The 6,614-nt window shown below is 37.1% G+C and carries 8 protein-coding genes; 7 read left to right on the forward strand and 1 reads right to left on the reverse strand.

Features of this window, described 5'->3' with window-relative positions:
- The first annotated feature begins 24 nt into the window (after positions 1 to 24).
- Together kdsA and eno are read left to right on the forward strand one after the other, a co-directional pair.
- Positions 25 to 882: a 3-deoxy-8-phosphooctulonate synthase gene (gene kdsA, locus J678_RS06690; RefSeq protein ID WP_031955708.1), complete on the forward strand. Its 858-nt coding sequence runs from the start codon at positions 25 to 27 to the stop codon at positions 880 to 882.
- A gap of 45 nt (positions 883 to 927) precedes the next feature.
- Positions 928 to 2,217 carry a phosphopyruvate hydratase gene (gene eno / locus J678_RS06695; RefSeq protein ID WP_017394063.1) on the forward strand — a complete coding sequence of 430 codons (1,290 nt, stop codon included), beginning with the start codon at positions 928 to 930 and terminating at the stop codon, positions 2,215 to 2,217.
- 95 nt (positions 2,218 to 2,312) lie between these two features.
- On the opposite strand, the gene J678_RS06700 is transcribed toward eno, so the two are convergent.
- A complete protein-coding gene (locus J678_RS06700) occupies positions 2,313 to 2,990 on the reverse strand; it encodes a DUF421 domain-containing protein (protein ID WP_004708522.1) in 678 nt (225 codons plus the stop codon).
- A 286-nt stretch (positions 2,991 to 3,276) separates the two neighbouring features.
- On the opposite strand from J678_RS06700, the gene J678_RS06705 reads away from it, so the two are divergent.
- From J678_RS06705 to J678_RS06725, 5 genes are all read left to right on the forward strand, one after another.
- Entirely contained in the window at positions 3,277 to 4,005 is a 729-nt protein-coding gene (locus J678_RS06705) for a sulfite exporter TauE/SafE family protein (protein WP_017394062.1), read from the forward strand.
- A gap of 232 nt (positions 4,006 to 4,237) precedes the next feature.
- On the forward strand, positions 4,238 to 4,627 hold the full coding sequence (gene ftsB, locus J678_RS06710; protein ID WP_004701341.1) for a cell division protein FtsB: 390 nt from the start codon (positions 4,238 to 4,240) through the stop codon (positions 4,625 to 4,627).
- Positions 4,593 to 5,309 carry a 2-C-methyl-D-erythritol 4-phosphate cytidylyltransferase gene (gene ispD, locus J678_RS06715; RefSeq protein WP_017394061.1) on the forward strand — a complete coding sequence of 239 codons (717 nt, stop codon included), beginning with the start codon at positions 4,593 to 4,595 and terminating at the stop codon, positions 5,307 to 5,309. Before ftsB ends, ispD begins: the two co-directional genes overlap by 35 nt.
- A gap of 349 nt (positions 5,310 to 5,658) precedes the next feature.
- Positions 5,659 to 6,330 carry a 3-oxoacid CoA-transferase subunit A gene (locus J678_RS06720; RefSeq protein ID WP_017394060.1) on the forward strand — a complete coding sequence of 224 codons (672 nt, stop codon included), beginning with the start codon at positions 5,659 to 5,661 and terminating at the stop codon, positions 6,328 to 6,330.
- An 18-nt stretch (positions 6,331 to 6,348) separates the two neighbouring features.
- Positions 6,349 to 6,614 (forward strand): CoA-transferase (locus J678_RS06725; protein WP_032027205.1); only part of this gene is annotated, 266 nt, incomplete at its 3' end.

Below are 6,614 nucleotides of genomic sequence, written 5' to 3' on the forward strand. Positions count from 1 at the left end.
TTTAAATAAACTGGGAAAGTTTAAATGCCACAATTAAAACCACAAGAAGTTGTACGTTTAGGCGATATACAAATGGCAAATCATTTGCCATTTGTATTATTTGGCGGAATGAACGTACTTGAGTCAAAAGATTTAGCTTTTGAAATTGCTGAAACTTATATTGATATTTGTAAACGCCTAGATATTCCTTATGTATTTAAGGCGAGCTTTGATAAAGCAAACCGTTCTAGTTTGCATTCATTCCGTGGTCCTGGACTTGAAAAGGGTATTGAATGGTTAGGTGACATTAAAAAGCATTTTAATGTTCCAATTATTACCGACGTTCACGAACCATATCAGGCAGCACCAGTTGCCGAAGTCGCTGATATTATCCAGCTTCCAGCTTTTTTAAGTCGTCAAACTGATCTTGTTGAAGCAATGGCTAAAACCCAAGCTATTATCAACATTAAAAAAGCACAGTTTTTAGCTCCTCATGAAATGCGTCATATTTTGCATAAATGTTTGGAAGCTGGAAATGACAAACTTATTCTTTGTGAGCGTGGCTCAGCATTTGGCTATAACAATTTAGTTGTAGATATGCTTGGCTTTGACATCATGAAAGAAATGAATGTACCGGTATTCTTTGACGTGACTCATGCTTTACAAACTCCAGGTGGTCGTTCTGACTCAGCTGGCGGTCGCCGTGCTCAAATTACAACTTTGGCGCGTGCTGGTATGGCAACAGGTTTAGCGGGATTATTCCTAGAGTCTCATCCAAATCCAGACAAAGCAAAATGTGATGGACCATCTGCATTGCGGCTGTCGCAGCTTGAGCCATTCTTGGCACAACTAAAAGAATTGGATACTTTAGTTAAAGGATTCAAAAAGTTAGATACTCATTGATGCAGGAACTTGCATCGCGTTATTCATTCAACTGAGGAATTGTTCATGAGCCAAATCGTTGACATTCGTGCACGTGAAATTTTGGACTCTCGTGGTAACCCAACCATCGAAGCAGACGTCATCTTAGAATCTGGGGTGGTTGGTCGTGCATGTGCACCATCTGGTGCTTCAACTGGTTCTCGTGAAGCTTTAGAACTTCGTGACGGTGACAAATCACGTTACTTGGGTAAAGGCGTTCGTACTGCTGTTCAGAATGTAAATAGCTCAATTCATGAATTGCTTGTTGGTCAGAGTGTTTTTGATCAAAAAGCACTTGATGAAAAAATGATTGCATTTGACGGTACTGAAAACAAATCTAAATTAGGTGCGAATGCAACTTTGGCAGTATCTTTGGCAGCAGCTCACGCAGCAGCAGCTGAACAAAAACTTCCATTGTTCCAATATATTGCTAACTTACGTGGTCAAACTACTTTGACTATGCCTGTACCAATGATGAACATTTTGAACGGTGGTGCTCACGCAGACAACACTGTTGATATTCAAGAGTTCATGATTGAGCCAGTTGGTTTTACTTCATTTGCTGAAGCATTACGTGCTGGTGCAGAAGTATTCCATTCTTTGAAATCAGTTCTTAAAAAACAAGGTTTGAATACAGCTGTAGGTGATGAAGGTGGTTTTGCACCTAACCTTCGTTCAAACGAAGAAGCAATTACTGTAATTCTTCAAGCAATTGAACAAACGGGTTATAAAGCTGGTTCAGATATGATGCTTGCACTTGACTGTGCATCTTCAGAATTCTACAAGAATAGTCAATATATTCTTGAAGGTGAAGGCAACAAGTCTTTTACAAGCAATCAATTTGCTGATTACTTAGCTGGTCTTGTTAAGCAATATCCAATTATCTCTATTGAAGATGGTTTAGATGAGTCTGATTGGGAAGGCTGGAGCTATTTAACTTCAATTCTTGGTGATAAAATCCAATTGGTTGGTGACGATTTATTCGTAACTAATCCTAAGATTTTACAACGTGGTATTGATGAGAAAGTAGGTAACTCAATTCTGATCAAATATAACCAGATTGGTACATTGACTGAAACTTTAGATGCAATCTACCTTGCTAAAGCAAATGGTTACACGACTGTTATTTCTCACCGTTCTGGTGAAACAGAAGATTCAACTATTGCTGATTTAGCAGTTGGTACAGCAGCAGGTCAAATCAAGACTGGTTCACTTTGCCGTTCTGACCGTGTTTCTAAATATAACCAATTACTTCGTATTGAAGAGTTGACTAAAGCGGTTTACCGCGGTAAAGCTGAGTTCAAAGGTTTAAACTAATCTTTTGAATAATACTTTGCTGATTTAAATATTGATGACAAATTAATATTTAAAATATAAGTGCTATTTCTTTTTTGGGAATAGCACTTTTTTATTTATCCTAAACGTCGAGTTTTTAAAGATTCAGCCCAACTATGATGATGACAGCGAGAACATTCTTGGTCGAGTTTGTTTAAAATTTTTGTTTCACCGCATTTCATACAAGAATAAAAAGTATTAATTTTAAGTACATCAGCTTTGCGGTAAGCATCTGGAAATAAAGGAAGTCCCCATTTAACGTCTTCATCTTCATAATAAAGCAAACTCAAAATACCATCAGATTCAAGTAAGGCTGTTCGGACTTGACCTAAATGCTCTACATTTTGTTGGCGCATTTCCGAGAAAAACTCGTCATGAGAATATGTTTGTTTTTGGAAATCTTTATAAACTAAGAGACCGTCCTTAACGACACAGAGAGCTCGGCCTTCTAATAAATTTTCTATTTTTTTATTTTTTACCATACCCCAAGTAACGAGGCGATATAAAGAAATAATAGCTACAAAAGCAACAAATGCATGAGCAATAGGTAAGTCTTTAGTAAACATAGGATCACCAGCAGCAGATCCTAAACATAAAATAATAGCCAGTTCGAATAAGGAAAGTTGTCGAATACCACGTTTACCAGATAGTCTTAAAAAAGTAATGATGATAATAAACATCACAGTACATCGGATTAAAATTTCTAAAACAAAGGTCCACGTTGTGTCACCTATAAAAATGTTAGAAAGATCCATCTTCTTCTCACTTATTAAAATATGTATCAAAAATACATTTAAAATTCTTATCAAAATGGAAAGCAAAAAAGTATACTTTTTAGGTAGTTATTGGTTAAAAATAGAAGAAATATGTGATTTTATATAGCTTCAAATAAAAATTTAATAAGTTTTATAGGGCTAATCGCATAAGTAATTAAGTATTTTAAAATGCAAATTTTAAATACTAAAACAGAACAGAGCTATAGTACGATTTTAAAACCTAGACTATTGTAGACTCTTAAGAATAATTATTTTGGTTAGGCCTATGATCTATGTAGCACTTGCTGTTATTGGGGTTCTATCAGGACTGATTAGTGGGGTAGTAGGGACTGGATCATCTATTATTTTGTTGCCTATACTTTCTTATATTTTTGGGGCGAAGCTTGCAGTACCTATTATGGCAATTGCCGCAATCATGGGGAATATTTCACGTGTAGTAATGTGGCGTAAAGAGCTTAATATTAAAGCATTTATGTTGTTTACGAGTCTGGGCATACCCGCAACGATACTGGGAGCCAATACTTTATGGGTTATGTCACCGATATTATCCAACTTATGTATAGGTTTCTTTTTCTTTTGCTTAATACCGATTAGGCATTATGCCAAACGCCATAATTTTAAATTTAATTCATGGAAAATGATAGTCGCAGGTGGTGTGCTTGGCTATATCACTGGTGTAGTATTCTCCACGGGTCCATTATTACTTCCGGTTTTTAATGGTTTTGGTTTAACTAAGGGAGCTCTCTTGGCAACAGAGGCGGCAGCTTCATTTGGAATTTACGTAACAAAAAGCTTAACTTTTGGTGCGCTAGGTGTTTTACATAAAAATATTTTAATTGCGGGAGTTGCGGTTGGTTTTTCTTTAATTATTGGTAATTATATTGGTAAAACATTTGTAATAAAGATGTCTGAGGAAACTTTTAATTTATTGCTAGATTGCATGTTAGCAGTTGCTGGTTTTTCTATGATATTTGCAGTTTTTACTCATTCTTAAGAGTAACTTTTATATGCATAGATTGATTTATAAACAGTTGTGTTTATAAACATTATTTTCCTTTCCAATTGAGTTTAATTTTGACAAAATGAAACATGTCACGATGGTCAATTTAAAGTAATATGATCATTCATCGTTTTGCAGGAATTTTGCAGGAATTTTGCATGTCGCTTGTAAATTGTCATACAATACAAAAACTTAATAAAAGTTTTTAATTAAAGCTCTTAATGCTATGTTAGAAGTATTTCGATCCACTTCAAGCAAACTTATATTGCTACTGGTTATTGTTTTAGTAGCTATATTGCAATATCAGTTCTGGTTAGGTGAGGGTGGTTATTTTCCTCATCAAGCGCTTATGCAACAGATTCAACAGCAAGCCGAAGTAAATGATGAGCTTAAAGAGCGAAACCGCATTTTGGCAGCTGAGGTTTTTGACCTAAAAAACGGTACAGAAGCAATAGAAGAGCATGCTCGTCTTGATCTTGGTTTAGTTAAGCCTCATGAAACATTTGTTCAAATGAGTACAATTAGTACCAATTATAAGCCTATTTATATTGACCCGAACGCTAAAGTAGATTTGGAAACTAATGAGACACCACCATCGCCAGACATCCCAGACTAAATTATGGGCGGTTATCCCTGCTGCTGGTTCGGGAAGTCGGTTCTCCAAAACTGAATTAAAGCAATATCAATACATTCAAGACGCTACTGTTTTAGAACATACGGTTAAACGTTTAAACCAACTTCCGTTAAGTGGCTATGTTTTAGCAATTGGTGCACAGGATAATTTTGCCTCGACTTTAGCTTTTCAGGATAAACATAAGGCTCATTTTTGTAATGGTGGTGCTGAACGTGTGCACTCAGTATTAAACGCCCTAAATTATCTATTGCAGATAGCGGATGAGAATGACTGGGTATTAGTACATGATGCTGCACGACCTTGTGTGACTTTTAAATGTCTTAGTGCTCTTGTTAAAAACGCAGTTGAAAAAAACCAGAATGCTATTTTGGCAATTCCTGTACGCGATACGCTAAAACAAGTAACTAAACAACACCAAATTGATAAAACTGTGAGTCGAGAACTTTTGTGGCAGGCTCAAACTCCCCAAATTGCTAAAATTGGCACGCTTAAAAAAGCAATAGAAACAGCATTAAAAAATAATTTGACCATTACCGATGAGGCGAGTGCACTTGAATCTGTGGGCGAAAGTGTACAAGTGGTCATGGGGCGCTCTGATAATATAAAAATTACTTATCCTGATGATTTGGAACTTGCTCGTTTAATTTTACAATCACAGTCTTAAGGTTTTATATACAGTGCTGATGGTTAATTTATTTATGAAATAGCCTAAGCAAATATGTTGTTTTATACATATCTAGCCAAAATTATTGGTATTTTTTTACAATTTGAATTTATAAGATAGATTAAGTAATTTACTGAGATAATGTTCGATAGTCGAACAAAAAAATCCTAAATCGAACAAAACTATATATAGCTTACTAGATCAAAATACGAAAATTATCAAAAATGATTAAAAGGGAAATCTAAGGGAAACACTCGGGATTGAGTGAAATATTTATCTATTCTTCTCGCCTCAGTGTGCCTAACTCTCTTACCTATCTCTTCTTCAATGAGCACAATGGAGTTGTCTAATGATTGACAAAAGTAAGTCCTCACTAAGCGAGGTTTTATCGCAGATTAAAGATGGTGCAACCATTCTGATTGGTGGCTTCGGTACCGCAGGACAACCCGCTGAACTCATTGACGGTCTGATTGAACTCGGTGTTAAAGACTTAACCATTGTGAGCAACAATGCCGGTAATGGTGACTATGGTCTGGCTAAACTGCTTAAGGCTGGTTCAGTAAAAAAAGTCATTTGCTCTTTCCCACGTCAGTCAGATTCTTATGTGTTTGATGAACTGTACCGTGCCGGAAAGGTGGAACTTGAGGTTGTACCGCAAGGTAATCTGGCTTGTCGTATTCAAGCTGCCGGTATGGGTTTAGGTGCTGTATTTACTCCAACAGGCTTTGGAACTCTTTTGGCCGAAGGTAAAGAAACCCGTGAGATTGATGGTAAAGATTACGTACTTGAATATCCGATCAAGGCTGACTTTGCCCTGATTAAAGCTTATAAGGGCGACCGCTGGGGCAATCTGGTTTACCGTAAATCTGCACGTAACTTTGGCCCGATCATGGCCATGGCTGCGGATGTCACCATTGCTCAGGTTTCTGAAGTGGTGGAGCTGGGTGGATTAGACCCTGAGCACATCATCACCCCAGGTATCTTTGTACAGCATGTTGTACAAGTACAGCCCGCACAGTAAGCAATAAGGAGAAATAACATGAGCTATCAGAAACTCAGCCGTGACCAGATTGCACAACGTGTGGCACAAGATATTCCCGATGGTGCCTATGTGAACTTGGGCATTGGCTTACCGACTAAAATTGCCAGCTACTTACCTAACGATAAAGATATTTTCCTTCATTCTGAAAATGGACTATTGGCATTTGGCCCACCACCAGCTGCAGGTGAAGAAGACCCTGAACTGATTAATGCGGGTAAAGAGTTTGTGACCATGCTTGAAGGCGGCAGCTTTTTCCACCATGG

This window comes from Acinetobacter sp. 1424608 (genome assembly GCF_000588255.1).
GTDB classification, from domain to species: domain Bacteria; phylum Pseudomonadota; class Gammaproteobacteria; order Pseudomonadales; family Moraxellaceae; genus Acinetobacter; species Acinetobacter nosocomialis.